This window comes from Sphingomonas sp. UYAg733, assembly GCF_054057355.1.
This window is the reverse complement of sequence record NZ_JBSRZE010000005.1, coordinates 132,174-147,256: the sequence shown is the minus strand read 5'-3', so window position 1 is coordinate 147,256 and position 15,083 is coordinate 132,174. Positions and strand designations below refer to the sequence as shown.

The 15,083-nt window shown below is 62.3% G+C and carries 14 protein-coding genes; 13 read left to right on the top strand and 1 reads right to left on the bottom strand.

Features of this window, described 5'->3' with window-relative positions; all coding sequences use genetic code 11:
- Positions 1-46: 46 nt before the first annotated feature.
- The 7 genes from ACVWZA_RS11260 to zapE all read left to right on the top strand — a co-directional run bounded on the left by ACVWZA_RS11260 (position 47) and on the right by zapE (position 7,492).
- Complete coding sequence (locus ACVWZA_RS11260; protein WP_457311290.1) at positions 47-916, top strand: glycoside hydrolase; 870 nt, start codon at positions 47-49, stop codon at positions 914-916.
- A 102-nt stretch (positions 917-1,018) separates the two neighbouring features.
- Positions 1,019-1,582, top strand: coding sequence for a ClpP family protease (locus ACVWZA_RS11255; RefSeq protein ID WP_457311289.1), 564 nt, complete (start codon positions 1,019-1,021; stop codon positions 1,580-1,582).
- 61 nt (positions 1,583-1,643) lie between these two features.
- Positions 1,644-3,470, top strand: a complete 1,827-nt coding sequence (locus tag ACVWZA_RS11250; protein WP_457311288.1) for a DUF885 domain-containing protein — start codon at positions 1,644-1,646, stop codon at positions 3,468-3,470.
- Positions 3,471-3,575: 105 nt separating this feature from the next.
- Positions 3,576-4,976, top strand: a complete 1,401-nt coding sequence (gene creD / locus ACVWZA_RS11245) for a cell envelope integrity protein CreD (protein WP_457311287.1) — start codon at positions 3,576-3,578, stop codon at positions 4,974-4,976.
- 125 nt (positions 4,977-5,101) lie between these two features.
- Positions 5,102-5,887: a succinate dehydrogenase iron-sulfur subunit gene (locus ACVWZA_RS11240; RefSeq protein WP_457311286.1), complete on the top strand. Its 786-nt coding sequence runs from the start codon at positions 5,102-5,104 to the stop codon at positions 5,885-5,887.
- Between the two features lie 5 nt (positions 5,888-5,892).
- Positions 5,893-6,363: a PaaI family thioesterase gene (locus ACVWZA_RS11235; RefSeq protein ID WP_457311285.1), complete on the top strand. Its 471-nt coding sequence runs from the start codon at positions 5,893-5,895 to the stop codon at positions 6,361-6,363.
- Positions 6,364-6,379: 16 nt separating this feature from the next.
- The gene (gene zapE, locus ACVWZA_RS11230) at positions 6,380-7,492 is read left to right on the top strand and encodes a cell division protein ZapE (RefSeq protein ID WP_457311284.1); all 1,113 of its coding nucleotides are present in this window, start codon (positions 6,380-6,382) and stop codon (positions 7,490-7,492) included.
- A 27-nt stretch (positions 7,493-7,519) separates the two neighbouring features.
- Here the strand turns inward: zapE and ACVWZA_RS11225 are convergent, their stop codons facing one another.
- Positions 7,520-8,668, bottom strand: coding sequence for an acyltransferase family protein (locus tag ACVWZA_RS11225; protein WP_457311283.1), 1,149 nt, complete (start codon positions 8,666-8,668; stop codon positions 7,520-7,522).
- Positions 8,669-8,757: 89 nt separating this feature from the next.
- On the opposite strand from ACVWZA_RS11225, the gene ACVWZA_RS11220 reads away from it, so the two are divergent.
- The 6 genes from ACVWZA_RS11220 to ACVWZA_RS11195 all read left to right on the top strand — a co-directional run bounded on the left by ACVWZA_RS11220 (position 8,758) and on the right by ACVWZA_RS11195 (position 15,054).
- The gene (locus ACVWZA_RS11220; RefSeq protein ID WP_457311282.1) at positions 8,758-9,084 is read left to right on the top strand and encodes a YbjQ family protein; all 327 of its coding nucleotides are present in this window, start codon (positions 8,758-8,760) and stop codon (positions 9,082-9,084) included.
- Positions 9,081-9,371 (top strand): hypothetical protein, encoded by a 291-nt coding sequence (locus ACVWZA_RS11215; RefSeq protein ID WP_457311281.1) that lies wholly within the window; start codon positions 9,081-9,083, stop codon positions 9,369-9,371. The genes ACVWZA_RS11220 and ACVWZA_RS11215 overlap by 4 nt, the downstream gene beginning before the upstream one ends.
- Before the next feature lie 165 nt (positions 9,372-9,536).
- Complete coding sequence (gene mdh, locus ACVWZA_RS11210; RefSeq protein ID WP_457311280.1) at positions 9,537-10,499, top strand: malate dehydrogenase; 963 nt, start codon at positions 9,537-9,539, stop codon at positions 10,497-10,499.
- The gene (locus ACVWZA_RS11205; protein ID WP_457311279.1) at positions 10,496-11,065 is read left to right on the top strand and encodes a hypothetical protein; all 570 of its coding nucleotides are present in this window, start codon (positions 10,496-10,498) and stop codon (positions 11,063-11,065) included. The genes mdh and ACVWZA_RS11205 overlap by 4 nt, the downstream gene beginning before the upstream one ends.
- Before the next feature lie 13 nt (positions 11,066-11,078).
- Complete coding sequence (gene sucD, locus ACVWZA_RS11200; RefSeq protein ID WP_457311278.1) at positions 11,079-11,963, top strand: succinate--CoA ligase subunit alpha; 885 nt, start codon at positions 11,079-11,081, stop codon at positions 11,961-11,963.
- Between the two features lie 157 nt (positions 11,964-12,120).
- Entirely contained in the window at positions 12,121-15,054 is a 2,934-nt protein-coding gene (locus ACVWZA_RS11195) for a 2-oxoglutarate dehydrogenase E1 component (RefSeq protein WP_457311277.1), read from the top strand.
- Positions 15,055-15,083 lie beyond the last annotated feature (29 nt).

Below are 15,083 nucleotides of genomic sequence, written 5' to 3'. Positions count from 1 at the left end.
CATGCGACGGTTGAAACCATCGTAAGGAGATCGGGAGAAAGCGGCGATGGCTCGGTTTGAACTCGCATTCGCCTTGTTATTGCTGGCCCCGGCTTCGTCCTCTGCTACAAGCGGCAAGCCCCCGACAACGCTCCATCTCGACCCATTCTACCAGCGTTATGTCGATGCCAACGGCATTCCGATCGTGTCGTCGAAAAAAGTTTCCGGCGAAGCGCTGCTGAAGGCGCGCAATATCGTTTTGGCGATGCTCGCCGCGCGGCCCGATTTGAACCGGGCACTGATCGCGCGAGGACAGCGCGTAGCGATCATGGCCGCCGACGAGGGTACGGTCGATATTCCCGAACAGCGCGACTGGAAAAAACCGGTGCGTGGCGACCCGCGACTGACCTTTTGCGAGGCCAAGCACTATGACGAACGCATCGGCAGCATGACCGACCGCGATTACTGGAACAGCCGGGCGCGCGGCATGGCCGGGGTATTGACCACCGGTACGGTCGAGAACCTGCTCGGCTGGAAGAACTCGCGTTATTATGGCGAAAACATCTTCGTCCATGAATTCTCGCACAACATCCTCGCGGCGATCCACACCGCTGATCCGGAGCTCTATGCGAGGGTCGAGCAGGCTTATGCCGAAGCGCTGAAGCAGGGTTTGTGGAAGGGCGAATACACCGCGGTCAATATCGACGAATATTGGGCGGAGGGCACACAATTCTGGTTTAATTCGAACAAGGTGGCGACCTTTGGCGGGCGGGTCGTATTGTCGGACACTGACCTCGCTGCGTATGATTCGGCGCTGCACGATGTACTGGCGGCCGCCTATGGTACGAACCATCATCTGAGCGCAGACAGTTTCTACCTCTCGGCGGCGCGGGTGCCGCCGGGGCCGCTGCCCGCTTATACCGCAGAGGTGTGCTGACGGACGCGTGAGCGGGCAGCGGCTTCGGCACAGCAGGGGTGGACTGCCGTGAAGAATTCCCTTTGCGCGGGAACACCAGAAGCTCCGACTTGTTCGGCCCACATGCGTAACGACACCAAATACCCGCTGCTGGCCAAGCCGCACATCCGTCTGTCCGGCCCGGTCGACCAGTTCATGTATCAGAGCTTCCGCCAGCAGCTCGATGCCTGCCCGAAAGACGGCGCACTGGTCATTGCGCTGACCACGCTGGGCGGCGACCCTGAGGTCGCCCGCACCATGGCCGACGATATCCGCCTGCTCGAGGATCATGACGGGCGCGAGATCCTGTTCCTCGGCAAGGTTGCGGTCTATTCTGCCGGCGCGACCTTCATGGCCGCTTTTCCGGTCGATCGCCGCTTCCTGACGCGCCACACGCGACTGATGATTCATGAACGCACTATCTCGAAGACGATCAACCTCAACGGGCCGCTGCGCATGGTCGTCGCATCGATCAAGGCGGCGCTTCATGAAGTAGAGCATTCGATCCTGATCGAGGAAGAAGGATTTCGCGACATCGTCAAGAACAGCCGGGTGGAGTTCGAGGATTTGCGCGAAAAAGCGCCGTCGAACTGGTATATCGAGGCGGAGGAAGCACGCGAGTTGGGCCTGGTACTCGATGTGATCTGACGCTTGTCGCAAGCGCTTTAGCGCCATAAGACAGTGCATCAATCGATCCGAGGAAACAGCCTTGCGTTTCAAACTGCTGACCGCCGCCCTGCTCTGTGCCGCCGCTGCCACACCGGCTTTTTCGCAAGCGCTGCCGCCGCCCACGCCGATCGCCGGCGACGGCGCGGAGGACGCGAAGCTCAAGCAACTATTCTATGACAGCGACGAAGCATCGCTGAAGCGCAATCCGCTTTCGGGCATCTTTCGCGGTGATTTACGGTATGCCGACCGCTTGGGCGATTTTCTGTCGGATGCCTATATTGCTGGAGAGCGCAGCGCGGGGGAAGCTGATCTCCGCGCGCTCGACAAGATCGATCGCGGCAAACTGACCCATGTCGACCAGATTGCTTATGACGTGTTCCGCCATTCGGCCGAGATCGGCTTGCGCGGCCTGAGCCCGGAGATCGTTGCGCTGACCATCGTTCGACCGATCGACCATTTCAGCGGTTTCCAGACATTCTATCCCGATTTCGTATCCGGTCAGGGCGGCGCGCCGTTCAAGACGGTGACGGATTACGAGAATAACCTGAAGCGCGGAGTCGAATATGCCGCATTGCTCGACGCGGCGATCGTGCGCTTCCGCGAAGGCATGAAGGCCGGCGTGGTCCAGCCCAAGCTGACCGTACGCAACATGACCGAGCAGTTCGATAATATCCTCGCACAGGGCGTCGAGACCTCGGCATTCTACGGGCCGGTCAAGACCTTTCCGGCGGGCATTCCCGCCGCGGATCAGACGCGGCTGCGTGCCGCCTATACGACGCAGATCCGCGACGTCCTGTTGCCGGCGCATAAGCGGATGCGCGATTTCCTGGCCAATACCTATCTCGCCGCAGCGCGCGACAGCGTCGGCCTGTCCGGCATGCCCGGGGGCGACAAGCTTTATGCCTATCTGATCGAATCGAACACGACCCTGCCGCTCAAGGCCGAGGAAGTGCACCAGCTCGGCCTGTCCGAGGTCGCGCGCATCCTGAAGGGGATGGAGGTGCAGAAGGCGGCGGTCGGCTTCAAGGGCAGCTTGCCCGAATTCTTCACCTTCCTGCGCACCGATCCGAAATTCGCGCCCAAATCGGCCGACCAGTTGCGCGACGGCTATCGCGCGATCGGCAAGCGCATCGAGGCACGGATCAAGGAGCAATTCTCGCTCCTGCCCAAGACCCCGCTCGAAATCCGACCAGTCCCGGCTTACAAGGAAAAGACCGACGCGGGCGGCTCCTATCAGGGCGGTACGCCGGACGGGACGCGGCCCGGCGTGTTCTATTACAACACTTATGATCTTCCCTCGCGCTACATGTGGGAGATGGAGACGCTTTATCTGCACGAGGCGGAACCGGGGCATCATTTCCAGATCAGCCTGGCGCAGGAGAATGCCGCGCTGCCCGCCTTCATGCGCTTTGGCGGCAATACCGCTTATGCCGAAGGCTGGGGCCTGTATGCCGAGACGCTGTGGTCCGAGCTCGGCATGGAGACCGACCCGTATCAGCGCATGGGCGGGCTGAACGACGAGATGCTGCGCGCGATGCGCCTGGTCGTCGATACCGGCATTCATGCCAAGGGTTGGAGCCGCGAACAGTCGATCGACTATATGCTCGCCAACTCGCCGATGGCGCGGACCGATGCGACCGCCGAGGTCGAGCGCTATATCGCCATTCCGGGTCAGGCGCTGGCTTACAAGATCGGCCAACTGACGATCAGCCGCACCAAGGCGAAGGCCAGGGCGGCGCTCGGCGACAAGTTCGATCCGCGTGCCTTCCATGCGCAAGTGCTCGACACCGGCGCGTTGCCGATGCCGGTGCTGGAAAAGAAGATCGACGCCTGGATCGCGGCATCGGGTGGAGCAAAGGCGCCTTAACGCGGGGCGGCCTGCACAGTTTCTGCACGAAGCTTTCACTCGATCAACTTTGGCCCCTGGCCGGACCGCATCCTATCGCGGACCCTCCAACAGAGGGAGTTGATCATGTCGGGTTATGTCGTCGCCGAACGTCCGCCGGGACGCAAGCTGCTGTTCGCGATCCTGGTCGGGGCGCTGCTCGCGATTCCGCTCTTCGCTATTTATCTGCTGGTCTATGACCGGCAATCGCAATCGGAGACCGCGCGGTCCTCGATCGCCGACGGGTGGGGCGGGCCGCAGACCATTGCCGGTCCGGTGCTGATCATTCCCTATAGCGAGCAGGTCAGCGAGACCGTCAATGAAGGCGGCAAGCAGACCGTGAGGACCAATACCGTCTGGCGTGAACTGACCGTTTCGCCGAGCGTCGCGGACATCAAGTCGGAGTTGAAGCCCGAACGACGCCATCGCTCGATCTATGACGCGGTGGTCTATGAGGCGCGCAATACGGGCTATGCGAAGTTCGCGTTGCCCGCCGATCTGCAGCGCTTCGGTGTCACGATCGACCAGCTCGCGTTCGATCGCGCCGAGTTGCGCTTCGGCTTGCGTGATGCGCGCGGCCTTTTCGGGCCGCCGCCTTCGGTGACCGTCGATGGCAAGCGCTTGTCGCTTCAGCCGGGCAACGGCCCGTCCGAAACCAATGGCTCGGGTTTCTTCACCCGGCTCGACGCGGCACCGCTGCGCGAGCGGGCGATCGCGGTCAGCTTCGATTACGCCTTTCGCGGCAATGGCTGGCTGGCCTTGCAGCCGCAAGCCGGCGACACGCGCTGGACGGTCAACTCGAAATGGCCGCATCCCAGCTTCACCGGCGGTTTTCTGCCGACCACGCATGAGGTCAAGGACAGCGGCTTCACCGCGACCTGGCGCGTCGGCAACCTCGCGCTCAGCAGCGCGCTCGTCGCTGGCGAACAGATCAAGGCGGAGGTCGTTCAGAAGCCCTATGAACGCGGCACCGTGTCGTTGCGCCAGGCTGCGGGGGATTACGAGGCGCGAGTCGATCTCGTCACGCCGGTCGATCTCTACAGCCAGGTCAATCGCAGCGTGAAATACGGCTTCCTGTTCATCGGCTTCACTTTCATCGCTTTCCTGATGTTCGATGTGATCGGCGGCGTGCGCGTCACCGCGGTCGAATATCTGCTGGTCGGCGCGGGGCTGGTGCTGTTCTTCGTCATGTTGCTCGCCTTTGCCGAGGTGGTCGGGTTCTCGCTTGCCTATGTCCTGGCTGCGGGTGCGATCATCGGCCTGCTCACCGCCTATTCCTCGGCAGTGCTCGGCAGCTGGCGGCGCGGAGCCTATATCGCCGGGCTGCTCACCGCGCTGTACGGCGTGCTGTACATCCTGCTCAGCCTGGAGGCCTATTCCTTGCTGATCGGCTCGTTGCTGCTCTTCGCGGCGCTGGCGGCGGTGATGTATCTCACGCGCGGACTGGATTGGAGCAGCGCGCGACGGCTGATCGATCAGGCGTCCTGAAGAAAGTGTGACGGGGCCGTGACCTAGGGTTTGCGGCCCCGCCCCACCTCATGTATCGGCATGCCGACACGGGGTGCCGGCATGAGCGGTACGGCGCCCGCGACAAGCGATGGGACGTTGAAGCGATGGCCGAATTTGCGCTGCCCAAGAACAGCAAGATCAAGAAGAACGGCACGGTTCACAAGGCGCCTGCGGACGCGAAGACGGTCAAGAATTTCAAAGTCTATCGCTACGATCCCGATAGCGGCGAAAACCCGCGCTACGATACATTCCAGGTCGACCTCGATAGTTGCGGTCCGATGGTGCTCGACGCGCTGATCAAGATGAAGTCGGAACAGGACAGCTCGCTGACTTTCCGTCGTTCGTGCCGCGAGGGTATCTGCGGGTCGTGCTCGATGAATATCGACGGCAAGAATGGCCTCGCCTGCACTACCGCGATCGAGGATGTGAAGGGCGATGTGACGATCACGCCGCTGCCGCACATGGAAGTGATCAAGGACCTGGTCCCCGACTTCACCCATTTCTACGCGCAATATGCGTCGATCAAACCATGGCTGCAGACCGTCACGCCGCCGCCCTCGGGCAAGGAGCGCCTGCAATCGCCGGCCGATCGCGAAAAGCTCGACGGGCTGTACGAGTGCATCCTGTGCGCCTGCTGCTCGACCTCGTGCCCGAGCTATTGGTGGAACAGCGACAAGTTCCTCGGTCCGGCGATCCTGTTACAGGCCTATCGCTGGCTCGCCGACAGCCGTGACGAGATGACCGGTGAGCGGCTCGACGAGTTGGAAGATCCATTCCGCCTCTATCGCTGCCACACGATCATGAACTGCGCGAATGTCTGCCCCAAGGGTTTGAACCCGGCCAAGGCGATCGCTGAGATCAAGAAGATGGAAGTCGAGCGGGTAATATAGGTCCCGTGACCGAGATCGTCAGTCCGCCGTTCAGTTACGAAGACGACCCGAGCGAGCCCGGCTGGAAGAGCTGGCGGTTTCGCGATCCGACCCGATTCAACGGCTTCATCGAGCCGTTGCAGGTCAAGGTGGAGGGCGGCATCGCGCGGGTGCGCATGATGCCCGAGCACCGGCATTCGAATATGCGCGACAATGTCCATGGCGGCGCGTTGCTCGGTTTCATGGACGTTGCGCTGTTCGCCGCCAGCCGCGGGTTCGGTGTGTTGAGCGCGGGCGGCGCGGTGACGCTCGATCTGTCGGCGCAGTTCATCGGCGGCGCACGCGTCGGCGCGCCGATCGAGGCGCATATCGAACTGTTGCGTGAAACCGGCCGGATGCTGTTTCTGCGCGGCCTGATCGTACAGGAGGGCGAACCGACCATTGCCAGCTTCACCGGCACGCTGCGCAAATCGACTCCGCCCGCCAATCTCTTATGAACCCAGCCAACCTTCTATGAGTAAAGTCCTTGTCGCTTATCAGGCGCTGGTGGCGGCCGGCGAATTGCAAGTCGATCCGGCACAGGCCGATGCCGCGCGCCGACTCGACATCCTCGCCGCTGAACTCGAGGCGACGCCGAAACGCGGCAGCACATTGTGGCGCGCACTCGGCAAAAAGCCCGAGGCGCCACGCGGCATCTATCTCTGGGGGGGGGTCGGGCGCGGCAAATCGATGCTGATGGACCTGTTCTTCCACGCGCTCGACATTCGCCGAAAACGCCGCGTTCATTTCCAGGAATTCATGCTCGAAGTGCATCAGCGCCTTGGCGTCGAGCGGGCCAAGGAGAAGGGTGATCCGGTCCTTCCCGTTGCATTGGCGATCGCGGAGGAGACGCGTTGCCTCGCGTTCGACGAGATGATCGTCAACAACAGCCCCGATGCGATGATCCTGTCGCGGCTGTTCACCGAATTGCTCGCGCGCGGCGTGACAATGGTCACGACATCGAACCGGGTGCCGACCGACCTGTACAAGGACGGCCTTAACCGCGAGCATTTCCTGCCCTTTATCGATCTCATCCAGACCAAGCTCGACGTGCTCGCGCTCAACGGCCCGGTCGATTATCGCCGCGACCGTCTTGGGTCGCAGGAGACCTGGCTTGTCCCCAACGGCGCGGAGGCGACCGCGCAGCTTTCCGCCGCATTCTTCCGCCTGACCGATTATCCGCCGGAGGATCGCGATCATGTGCCGGCCGAGGATATCGCAGTGCAGGGCGGGCGTACCTTGCATGTGCCGAAAAGCCTGAAGGGCGTCGCGGTGTTCGCGTTCAAGAAGCTCTGCGGCGAAGCACGGGGCGCCGCCGATTATCTCGCGGTGGCGCGGAAATTCCACACCGTCATCCTGGTCGGCATCCCCAAGCTCGGCCCGGAAAGCCGCAACGAGGCGGCGCGCTTTGTCGCGCTGATCGACGCGCTATACGAACACAAGGTCAAATTGCTCGCGGCGGCCGATGCCGAGCCCGATCAGCTTTATGAGAAAGGCGATGGCCGCTTCGAATTCGACCGCACCGTCAGCCGGCTGGAGGAGATGCGCTCGGAGGAATATTTGGCGGCGGGGCACGGCGCGGCATAGCGCCCGGCGCTTCCGGCGGCCGGGCTGTCAAAGCGGCGTCTGGCGCCGCATAGCGGCGGCATTCCGGCCAGTCGCAATGGCCGTAACGGCCGTGTCGAGCGCCCGTGCGATCGCGCCTTTGACCATGGGTTCGGCGCGGCGCGCGACCCACCAGGAGAAGCCCATCGCCAGTACAAGCGTCGCGGCGAACGCCGGGGCCATCGGCACTCCGGCGTGCATCAATGCGGCGATCAGCGCCGCGCCGGCCTCCTGATGGATCAGATAGAGCGGATAGGTCATCAAACCCAAGGTCATAGCAAGTCGGGCGTCGATCAGTTTTTCGAGGATTGGCTGCAATCTGATCGAGCCCAGCACGACGATCAGCCCTGTGGCGAACACTGCGATCGGAAGTACCGGCCCGACCTCGATGCCGAGCGCCTGGGTCCGTTCGACCGTCCGTCCCGCGACCTCCGCGAACGCGGTCGCGGTGAGCAGCGTGAACAGCACCATCCTATGGCCGCTCACCCGGTCGTGGAGCATCGCCCAGGCGAGCACACCGAGCGCGAAGAAACAACCATGCGGCAGCATGGCGAGCTGGAACGGACGGTAATCCATCATCTGCGGCGCGTTCCAGTCGGCGAGTCGCGCGAAGAGCCAGAAGGCCGTGCTGAGCGCCCCGATCCAAAGCGCGCGGCGCTCGATTCCTCGGAGCGTACCGGCCCGGCCCAGGCCGGTTGCGATCAGCAGGTAAAAGGCCAGTTCGATGCCGAGCGTCCAATAGGAAGGATCGATACCGACACCGATCGGCCAGCAGCCAATCGAAACCAGCCATTGCCGCGGCAGGAAGGGGGAGGGTGCGGCGAGCCACAGCACCCCAAGTGTCACAGTCGCACAAATCCATGCGGCGGGCAACAGGCGCAATGCGCGGCGGCGCAGGAAGTCGGCGGTGCTCGCCCCTTGCGCCGACATTGCGATCACAAAGCCCGATATAACGAAGAACAGTTCGACCCCGACCCAGCCGAACCAAGTCGCGCCGACTCCGGCGGTCGATAGCCGCAGGCCGGCGAGCATTTCCGCGCCGGTCGAACTCGGTGCGAGCGCGAAGGCACTGCCGAAATGAAAGGCAACGACCATCAGCGCGCTGGCGAAGCGCAGCAGATCAAGTGCGATAATCGTGCGGGGTTTCGGTCCGGCCATGGCGTTGGCATGCCGGCAATCGGTTTAAGATCGAGTGTATTGCGCGCGCGAAATCTTCTATGCTGGCACATCATTTTAGGAGGGACTCGATGCTCGTCACCACTACCGAAAACGTGCCCGGCCATAATGTGAAGGCGGTACTTGGTCAGGTCTTTGGCGTTGTCGTGCGCAGCCGGGGTATCGGCGGCAATATCACCGCCAGCCTGCGCTCGATCGTTGGTGGCGAGATTCCCGAATATACCAAGCTGGTCGAGGAAACGCGCCGCCATGCAATCGACCGGTTGGTGCAGAACGCCGCGTTGATGGGCGCCAATGCGGTGGTGATGATGCGCTTCGATTCCGGAGAGATCGCCCAGGCGATGAATGAGGTGGTCGCATATGGCACCGCCGTCATCCTCGATCCGGCACCCGAATGATGCTGCGGACAATGGTGCTGGTGATCGCGGCGCTGGTGTTCACGATCGCGTTGATCGCGGCTTTTATCGATCCGGCGGCATGGCCGATCGCGCTGATCGTCGGGCTGACGCTCGCAGGCATTGGGTTCGAGCGGTCGCGCTATGGCGCGATACAAGCCCGGCCGGCTGACGGGAACTGGCGGGAGACGAGTGAACGGTTCATTGATGACGATAGCGGGCGGCCGGTTGCGGTCTGGTATAACGACGCGACGGGCGAGCGCCGCTATGTCGATATCGAGCGGATGTAAGCACATTACTGCAATTGCGAATGAGTTGCATCATGAGGCGAGAATGAGGCGCCTTTACCGGTTGCCCCGACGTCAAAACGCGCCTAAGTCGCGTCGCGCCAGCCGCTTTTCGCGGCACACTGAACCCGTCGCGTTTGCGGCACTTATTTCCGGTAAAGGAACATCATGGCCCGCAAGAAGATCGCGCTGATCGGCGCCGGTAACATCGGCGGCACGCTCGCCCATCTCGCGGCCCTGAAGGGGCTTGGCGATATCGTCCTGTTCGACGTGGTCGAAGGTGTGCCGCAGGGCAAGGCGCTCGATCTTTCGCAGTGCGGCCCGGTCGAAGGCTTCGACGCCATGATCACCGGATCGAATGATTATGCCGACATCGCCGGCGCCGACGTGATTATCGTCACCGCCGGTATCGCGCGCAAGCCGGGGATGAGCCGAGACGATCTGCTCGGCATCAATTTGAAAGTGATGAAGGCGGTCGGCGAGGGTATCGCGGCCAACGCGCCGAACGCATTCGTGATCTGCATCACCAACCCGCTCGACGCGATGGTGTGGGCGCTGCGCGAGTTCTCCGGCCTGCCGCATCACATGGTCGTCGGCATGGCCGGCGTGCTCGACAGCTCACGCTTCAGCCATTTCCTCGCTGATGAATTCAAGGTTTCGATCAAGGACGTCACCTCGTTCGTGCTCGGCGGCCATGGCGACACGATGGTCCCGGTCATCTCCTATTCGACCGTCTCGGGCATTCCGGTGCCCGACCTGATCAAGATGGGCCGGACGACCCAGGAGAAGATCGACGCGATCGTCCAGCGCACCCGTTCGGGCGGCGGCGAGATCGTCGCGCTGCTCAAGACCGGTTCGGCCTATTACGCCCCAGCGACCAGCGGCATCGCGATGGCCGAGGCCTATCTCTACGACCAGAAGCGCGTCCTGCCGGCGGCGGTGCATGTGCAGGGCGAATATGGCGTGAACAATCTCTATGTCGGCGTGCCGGTGGTGATCGGTGCAGGCGGCGTCGAGCAGATCGTCCAGATCGCGCTGGACGACGAGGCCAAGGCCAACCTTGCCGTGTCGGTCGAGGCGGTCAAGGAACTGCTTGTGGCGTGTAAGGCGATCGACGGCAGCCTGGCATGATCACTCGGACGTTAGGGAGGCGCGCGCTTGCTTCTCTCATTCCGATCTTCCTTCTAGCTGCAGGTACTGGCGCGCTTGCTCAAGAGGGTGAGCGAGGATCGGGAACTGCGGTAGTGGCGGCGTTTGAAAAATATTGTTTCTCGCAGCCATATACGGTCTCCGAAATTACAGCCGGACTGTCGAAGGATTCTTCCTTGCGGGAAACGGCGCTACCGTCGGACTTTGTCGTTAAAGACTTGGGTGAGAACCAGTCTTGGTCGCTTACTATCGACGGCAAGCCGTTTCAGTTGATCGTTATTAGGCGATTGGGATTCAAGAAATCTGGTATCCAGTGTTTCCTGAGGACTGAAGAAAACGAGGGCACGATCTTCCCATATTTCGACCTCTTTCGTGAACGAATGAAGGCCAATGGCTTGAGCGGCCGCGAGACGGACCTACCGGGATATTATCGCGCTAGCGGTAAGGTTGCTGATGGGCGCAAGGTGGACGCACGGATTATAACCCGCAGTGCGTGGCCCACAACGAGCACAAACCGTTACACAACGATGGCTGCTCTGTACGAGTAGAATTGGAGATATAATGAGCATCCTCGTCGACAAGAACACCAAGGTTATCACTCAGGGGATGACCGGCAAGACCGGCAGCTTCCACACCGAAGCGGCGCTGGCTTACGGCACGCAGATGGTCGGCGGCGTGACGCCGGGTAAGGGCGGTACGACGCATCTCGGCCTGCCGAATTTCAACACCGTGCACGAGGCGGTTCAGGCGACCGGCGCGACCGCCAGCGTCATCTATGTTCCGCCGCCCTTCGCCGCGGATTCGATCCTCGAGGCGATCGACGCCGAAGTGCCGCTGATCGTGTGCATCACCGAAGGCGTTCCGGTGCTCGACATGGTCAAGGTCAAGCGCGCCCTCTCGGGTTCGAAGTCGCGCCTGATCGGCCCGAACTGCCCCGGCGTACTGACCCCCAACCAATGCAAGATCGGCATCATGCCCGGCAGCATCTTCAAGCAGGGCTCGGTTGGCGTTGTAAGCCGGTCCGGCACGCTTACCTATGAAGCCGTGTTCCAGACGACCAATGCAGGGCTTGGCCAGACTACCGCCGTCGGCATCGGCGGGGATCCGGTCAACGGCACGAACTTCATCGACGTGCTTGAGCTGTTCCTCGCCGATGAAGCGACCAAATCGATCATCATGATCGGCGAAATCGGAGGCGCGGCGGAAGAGGAAGCGGCGCAATTCCTGCTCGACGAAGCGAAGCGCGGCCGCAAAAAGCCGATGGCCGGTTTCATCGCGGGCCGTACGGCGCCTCCGGGTCGTCGCATGGGTCACGCCGGAGCGATCGTCTCGGGCGGTCAGGGCGGCGCGGAAGACAAGATTGCGGCGATGGAAGCCGCCGGTATCCGGGTGGCGGACAGCCCCTCGGAGCTCGGCACGACCTTGCTCGCGGTACTGAACGGTTAACTACTTTCCTTCTCCCCTTGTGGGAGAAGGTGGCCCGAAGGGCCGGATGAGGGGGAGCCACGGGGACAGGCGTTTGAATGTCCCCCTCACCCTCCCATCGCTTCGCGATGGGCCCCTCCCTCTCCCACAAGGGGAGAGGGAAAAGAGGACGAAGACGATGGGCTATGAAGGCCAGGATTTCAGCGAGATCGCGGGCGGCGTGAGCCCCGCGTTCATCGAAACGCTGTATGCGCGCTACAAGACATCACCCGACAGCGTCGAGCCGTCGTGGCGCGCCTGGTTCGAAGGCCTGGAAGGGTCGGCGCAGGGGCCAAGCTGGGAACAGCCCAATTGGCCGCTAAGCACGACCGACGACCTGACCGCCGCGCTTGATCCGACGCAAATGGAGCCTGCGGCCAAGCCCACCAAGGGCGCCGCGCCCAAGCCGGTTGCCGCCACCGAAGCGACGCCGCAGGTTGATGTCACGCGCGCGGCCGCCGACGCGATCCGCGCGATGATGCTGGTGCGCACCTATCGCGTACGCGGCCATCTTGCTGCCAACCTCGACCCGCTTGGCCTGTCCAAGCGTGAGCTGCCCGCCGATCTGACGCCCGAATATCATGGCTTTTCCGGCGCGGATCTCGACAAGCCGGTATATATGGGCGGCACGCTCGGCCTGGAATGGGCCACTGTGCGCGAACTCGTCAGCACCTTGCGCGCCAATTACTGCGGCAATGTCGGCCTCGAATATATGCACATCGCCGATGTCGATGAGCGTCGCTTCCTGCAGGACCGCATGGAAGGCAAGGACAAGGCGATCGAGTTTTCGCCGCTCGGCAAGAAGGCGATCCTCAACAAGGTGATCGAGGCCGAGCAGTGGGAGAAATTCCTCGGCCGCAAATATGTCGGGACCAAGCGCTTCGGGCTCGATGGCGGCGAGAGCATGATCCCCGCGCTCGAATCGATCATCAAATATGGCGGCCAGATGGGCGTCCGCGAGATCGTCTATGGCATGGCGCATCGCGGCCGATTGAACGTGCTGTCGAACGTGATGGCCAAGCCGTTCCGGGTAATCTTCCATGAATTCGGCGGCGGGTCGGACAATCCCGATGACGTGGCTGGCTCCGGCGACGTGAAATACCATCTCGGCACCAGCACCGACCGTGAATTCGACGGCATCAGCGTGCATATGTCGCTCGTCGCCAATCCATCGCATCTGGAGGCCGCCGACCCGGTCGTGCTCGGCAAGACGCGTGCGATCCAGACCATTGCCGACGATTTGAAGGATCATACCGGGTCGCTGCCCGTCCTCATCCATGGTGACGCGGCGTTCGCGGGTCAGGGGATCGTGTGGGAGTGCCTCGGTTTCTCCGGCATTCGCGGTTACAACACCGGCGGTTGCATACATTTCGTGATCAACAACCAGATCGGCTTCACCACCAGCCCGCAATTCGCGCGCTCCTCGCCTTATCCGTCGGATGTGGCGAAGGGCGTCCAGGCGCCGATCTTCCACGTCAATGGCGATGATCCGGAGGCAGTGACGTTCGCCTGCAAGATGGCGATCGAATTCCGCCAGAAGTTCCGCCGCGATATCGTGATCGACATGTGGTGCTATCGCCGATTCGGTCACAATGAAGGCGACGAGCCGAGCTTCACGCAGCCGTTGATGTACGACCGGATCCGCCAGCATCCGCCGGTCAGCGAGATCTACGGCAACCGGTTGATCGAGCAGAAGGTGATCGATCGTGCGTGGATCGACGACAATATCAAGCAGTTCACGACCTTGCTCGAAGGCGAGTTCGAGGCTGGCGCAAGCTATAAACCGAACAAGGCCGACTGGTTCGCCGGACGCTGGTCGGGGCTGCATGCGCCTGCCGATGCGGAGAGCGCGCGCCGCAATCTCGAAACCGGCATCGAACTCAAGCTGTTCGACTCGCTGGGGCGCACGCTGACCACTGTTCCGGAAGACCTGACGATCCACAAGACGCTCGGCCGCGTGATCGACGCCAAGCGCCAGATGTTCAAATCGGGCGCCAATTTCGACTGGGCGACGGGCGAGGCATTAGCCTTCGGCTCGCTGCTGTCGGAGGGTTATGGCGTGCGCCTGTCGGGCCAGGATTCGGGCCGTGGCACGTTCAGCCAGCGCCATGCCGTATGGGTCGACCAGACCGACGAGCATAAATATCTGCCGCTCGCGCAGATCGAGCATGGCCGGGTCGAGATCCTCGATTCACCGCTGAGCGAATATGGCGTGCTCGGCTTCGAATATGGCTATGCGTTGGCCGACCCCAAGACACTCGTGTTGTGGGAGGCGCAGTTCGGCGACTTCATGAATGGCGCGCAGATCATGATCGATCAGTTCATCGCTGCCGGTGAGGCCAAATGGCTGCGTGCCAATGGCCTCGTGCTGCTGCTGCCGCATGGCTATGAAGGGCAGGGGCCGGAGCATAGCTCGGCACGTCCCGAGCGCTTCCTGCAACTGTGCGCGCAGGACAATATGCAAGTCGCGAATTGCACCACGCCGGCCAATTATTTCCACCTGTTGCGGCGGCAGATGCACCGGTCGTTCCGGAAACCGCTGATCGTCTTCACACCGAAATCGCTGCTGCGTCACAAGATGGCGGTGTCGAAGGCGACGGATTTTCAGGGCGATAGCCATTTCATGCGGCTGTTGTCCGATCCTTCGGCTCCGGCCGACGCCGATGTGAAGCGCCTCGTGCTGTGCACCGGCAAGGTCGCGTATGACCTGATCGAGGCACGCGACGCGGCGGGAGACAAGGACACCGCGATCGTCCGGCTCGAACAGCTTTATCCCTTCCCAGGCGAACCGTTGGTCAAGCGCCTAAAGGCGATGGCCAATCTCGAGGATGTGGTCTGGGCGCAGGAAGAGCCGAAGAACAATGGCTGCTGGTCGTTCGTCGAGCCGTTCATCGAGGCGTGCCTTGGCGAAGCCGCCGGACGGGTTCAACGGCCACGCTATGCCGGCCGCGCTGCTGCCGCATCGCCGGCGACCGGCCTGATGAAGCGTCACCAGATGGAACAGGCCGCGCTCGTCGCCGACGCGCTCGGCCATAATGTCCGCGAAGAAATCCGCCGCACGCGTAAATCATAAGTCCGCAGACGCGGATACGAGGAAGATAC

What these genes read in the sequence shown, in the direction of transcription:
- ACVWZA_RS11260 (WP_457311290.1), top strand. Translation starts at nt 47, where the DNA reads ATGGCTCGGTTTGAACTCGCATTCGCCTTGTTATTGCTGGCCCCGGCT.
- ACVWZA_RS11255 (WP_457311289.1), top strand. Translation starts at nt 1,019, where the DNA reads ATGCGTAACGACACCAAATACCCGCTGCTGGCCAAGCCGCACATCCGT.
- creD (WP_457311287.1), top strand. Translation starts at nt 3,576, where the DNA reads ATGTCGGGTTATGTCGTCGCCGAACGTCCGCCGGGACGCAAGCTGCTG.
- ACVWZA_RS11240 (WP_457311286.1), top strand. Translation starts at nt 5,102, where the DNA reads ATGGCCGAATTTGCGCTGCCCAAGAACAGCAAGATCAAGAAGAACGGC.
- zapE (WP_457311284.1), top strand. Translation starts at nt 6,380, where the DNA reads ATGAGTAAAGTCCTTGTCGCTTATCAGGCGCTGGTGGCGGCCGGCGAA.
- ACVWZA_RS11225 (WP_457311283.1), bottom strand. Translation starts at nt 8,668, where the DNA reads ATGGCCGGACCGAAACCCCGCACGATTATCGCACTTGATCTGCTGCGC.
- ACVWZA_RS11220 (WP_457311282.1), top strand. Translation starts at nt 8,758, where the DNA reads ATGCTCGTCACCACTACCGAAAACGTGCCCGGCCATAATGTGAAGGCG.
- ACVWZA_RS11215 (WP_457311281.1), top strand. Translation starts at nt 9,081, where the DNA reads ATGATGCTGCGGACAATGGTGCTGGTGATCGCGGCGCTGGTGTTCACG.
- mdh (WP_457311280.1), top strand. Translation starts at nt 9,537, where the DNA reads ATGGCCCGCAAGAAGATCGCGCTGATCGGCGCCGGTAACATCGGCGGC.
- ACVWZA_RS11205 (WP_457311279.1), top strand. Translation starts at nt 10,496, where the DNA reads ATGATCACTCGGACGTTAGGGAGGCGCGCGCTTGCTTCTCTCATTCCG.
- sucD (WP_457311278.1), top strand. Translation starts at nt 11,079, where the DNA reads ATGAGCATCCTCGTCGACAAGAACACCAAGGTTATCACTCAGGGGATG.
- ACVWZA_RS11195 (WP_457311277.1), top strand. Translation starts at nt 12,121, where the DNA reads ATGGGCTATGAAGGCCAGGATTTCAGCGAGATCGCGGGCGGCGTGAGC.